This is a genomic window from Geodermatophilus amargosae (assembly GCF_041028265.1).
GTDB classification, from domain to species: Bacteria; Actinomycetota; Actinomycetes; order Mycobacteriales; family Geodermatophilaceae; genus Geodermatophilus; species Geodermatophilus amargosae_A.
Genome location: NZ_JABGCW010000037.1, coordinates 1 through 1,453 on the forward strand (window position 1 = coordinate 1; position 1,453 = coordinate 1,453).

Genomic DNA, 1,453 nt, shown 5'->3' on the forward strand with positions numbered 1-1,453 from the left:
GTCGCGGGCATCCTGGAGACCTGGATCCGCCAGGGCTACGAGACCGGCCCGCTCGGCTACCCCGTCAGCAACGAGACCCCCACACCGACCGGCGGCTCGTACAACGCGTTCCAGCACGGCGCGGTCTACTGGTCGCCCGCCACCGGCGCCCACTGGCTCACCGGCCCGGTCTTCGACGCGTGGGCGGCGCAGGGCCGGGAGGGCGGGCCCCTCGGCTATCCCGCCGGCGACCTCGGCCGGCTCCCCGGCGGCGGCTCCTTCGCCTGGTTCCAGGGCGGGGCGGTCTACGCGTCCCCGGCCACCGGCGCCCACGTCCTGAGCGGCCCGATCCTGCACGCCTGGATCGCGCAGGGCTTCGAGACCGGCCCGCTGGGTTACCCGACCAGTGATCCGCACCCCGTTCCCGGTGGCACCGCCGTCGACTTCCAGGGCGGCACGCTGACCGTGGACGCCACCGGCACGGTCACCAGCAGCCGGAGCGTCACCCGGTGACGCGGACCCCGCTGCGGCGGACGTGGCCGGCCGCCCTCGCGCTCGCCGTGGCCGCCCTGGCCGGCTGCACCGCCGGCGAGGCGGAGAGCACTCGCCCCTCGTCCTCGCCGGTCCCGCTCCCGCCCCTCGCCGGCGCCTCCGAGGCCGCCACGGTCGCCGGACTGCCCGACGGCCCCGCCTCCGGGACGGTCGTGCTGACCTACAGCGGCCTCGGTGAGCTCCGCTCCCCGCTCACCGGCACCTGCACCTCCGAGGGCGACCGGACGGTCGTGGCCGCCGAGGCGGGAGGCGCGTCCGTCGTCCTCACCTTCGACCCCGCGGGCGCCGAGGTGGCCGTCCGGGACGTGGGCCTGGAGACGACGTCGTCGGTCGCCGCGGGCGACCTCGCGGTCGAGGGCGCGGTGCTGCACCTGGCCGCCGACCTGGTGGCCGCCGGACAGGTCGTCGGCACCCTCGTCATGGACGCCACCTGCTCGGGCTGAGCCCCGCCCCTGCACCTCACCCCTGTGCCCCTGCCCCTGGACCCCGGTCCGACGGGACGCCCGGACGTCCCCGCGCAGCGGCCGACGACCTCCGGTGGGGACGTGCCCACCGGAGGTCGTCGGCCGGCCCTGCTGGGGTCAGGCCGGCGGGAGGCCGGTCCTCAGCGCCGGACCACCGTGCCGGCGCCGTCGACGACGAGGGTGCCGCCCTGGAAGTCGACGGCCGTGCCGCCCGGGACGGGGTGCGGGTCGCTGGCGGGGTAGCCGAGCGGGCCGGTCTCGAAGCCCTGCGCGATCCAGGCGTGCAGGATCGGCCCGCCGAGCCAGTGCGCGCCGGTGGACGGCGACCAGTAGACCGCCCCGCCCTGGAACCAGTTGTGCGACCCCCCGGTCGCCGTGGCCGTCTCGTTGCTGACGGGGTAGCCGAGCGGGCCGGTCTCGTAGCCCTGGCGGATCCAGGTCTCCAGGATGCCCGCGAC

Annotated in this window: 3 protein-coding genes; 2 read left to right on the plus strand and 1 reads right to left on the minus strand. The window is 77.2% G+C overall.

Annotated elements, in window-relative coordinates:
- Nucleotides 1-492, plus strand: a 492-nt coding sequence (locus HLV61_RS23060) for an LGFP repeat-containing protein (RefSeq protein ID WP_369259751.1), incomplete at its 5' end; no start/stop codon positions are given.
- Nucleotides 489-974, plus strand: coding sequence for a hypothetical protein (locus tag HLV61_RS23065; protein WP_369259753.1), 486 nt, complete (start codon nucleotides 489-491; stop codon nucleotides 972-974). The genes HLV61_RS23060 and HLV61_RS23065, both read left to right, overlap by 4 nt.
- Nucleotides 975-1,135: 161 nt before the next feature.
- Here HLV61_RS23065 and HLV61_RS23070 read toward each other — a convergent pair.
- Nucleotides 1,136-1,453 (minus strand): LGFP repeat-containing protein (locus tag HLV61_RS23070; protein ID WP_369259755.1); only part of this gene is annotated, 318 nt, incomplete at its 5' end.